Annotated in this window: 1 protein-coding gene; it reads left to right on the top strand. The window is 38.8% G+C overall.

From position 1 onward, the window contains the following. Window positions 1-128: 128 nt before the first annotated feature. Window positions 129-1490 (top strand): transposase, encoded by a 1362-nt coding sequence (locus F9279_RS24735; protein WP_152116733.1) that lies wholly within the window; start codon window positions 129-131, stop codon window positions 1488-1490. Window positions 1491-1560 lie beyond the last annotated feature (70 nt).

Genomic DNA, 1560 nt, shown 5'->3' with positions numbered 1-1560 from the left:
TGAATCAATTTCATAAATTTAACGCTTAGAGCCTCAAGCTCTCAGAGATGCAAAAAAAGGAGTACCTCCCCAAAATGTCGAATTTAGTAAGCACCACACAAACTAATCAGACTGGAGGAAGACTCCCTATGACTATTATACGACAAGGAAGCCTATTTGACCTACAAGAATTATATAATTTAGAACCTACCCAACGCTTTGAAGCTGTTTTTTCTACCATTGACATAGAACCGATCTTCGCTGTGGTAACGAAGCAATCGCGTTTTGGAAGGCCTGTTGAGCTAAACTATGCAGCGATGATTTATTCGCTCATTGCTAGAATTACTGAGCGAATTCCATTTATTAAGGATTTAGTGAAACGGTTAAAACACGACATGATCTTTCGTCTCGACTGCGGTTTTTTAGTTTCAGACGCTATCCCCTCAGAAGCAGCATACTCTAGAATGACTACTATTCTTTGTAAATCCGAAGTTCTGGAAAATGTCCAAGGAACACTACTTCATCAAGCCATTTCAGAAGGCTTCGTGGAGGATGACACGGTTGCCATTGATGCCACCCATTTTCTAGCAAAAGATGCAGCACCTCCAAAGGAAGAACAGCCGAAAACGGAACCGAAAAAACGTGGACGTAAATCAAAAGAAATACGTGAACAATGGCTTATCGAAAAAGCGGAAAAGGAAGGCAATCTTCCACTGTACGATAAGAAAATAGAAGAACAACTAGACATTCCTCTGCATGAACTTAGAGCGGAAATTCCTCAAGATCCTCAGTGGGGAATTAAAAAAAACAGCGAAGGAAAAAATGTTTTTTGGTATGGCTACAAAGCACATTTAGCTGTAGGGACAAAGAGCCAGTATATCTTTCAATCTCTTCTATCCTCCGCTAATTTAAATGATGGAAAAGCTGCGATCCCTTTATTAAAAGGACTTCACGAACAAGTTCTGCTTCCTTCTTTACGTTATCAAACAATGGATGCAGGCTATGATTTTGAAGCGATTTATACCCAAATTAATCGAATGGGTCATCAATCTGTGATTGCTTATAATAAGCGGAACGAACCGGATCCTATCGGATTTGATAAGCACTTCGCTCCTACTTGTGTACGAGAGCATTCTTACCGTTACGATAGCTTTGATCATAAGCATAAAACGCTAAAATATACACGTCCAAAAGAGTGTAAAGACTGTCCTTTAGCGAATGATGGTCTTTGTCAGAAAGTATACAAAGTAAAAATCACCACTAATCTTAGAAGATATACCGCACCAGCTCGAGGGTCAAAAGTTTGGAAAACCATCTTTAAACGCCGTACAGCGGTAGAGCGAGTAAATGCCTATTTGAAAGGTTATTTTCAGCTCAACAATGTTCGTTATCGTACGGGAAAAAGAGCAAAAGTCCATTTTGATCTCGTGACGCTTGTTTACAATGCTTCCAAGTTAGCAGCAGATAGGATTAACCATATGACGGTGTTAAGTAAGCAACGAACAGCTTAAAAATTTATAGATGACAAGATTCTGTAAGTCTGTGTTTCTTTAAAAGATTGAATTATGAAATTAACTCAAT

The organism is Bacillus sp. B1-b2 (assembly GCF_009183415.1).
Taxonomy (GTDB): domain Bacteria; phylum Bacillota; class Bacilli; order Bacillales; family Cytobacillaceae; genus Niallia.
The sequence above is the reverse complement of the archived record's forward strand: the minus strand, read 5'-3'. Positions and strand labels throughout refer to the sequence as shown.

Excerpts from the sequence above, each read along its gene's own strand:
- F9279_RS24735 (WP_152116733.1), top strand. The coding sequence starts at position 129 with ATGACTATTATACGACAAGGAAGCCTATTTGACCTACAAGAATTATAT.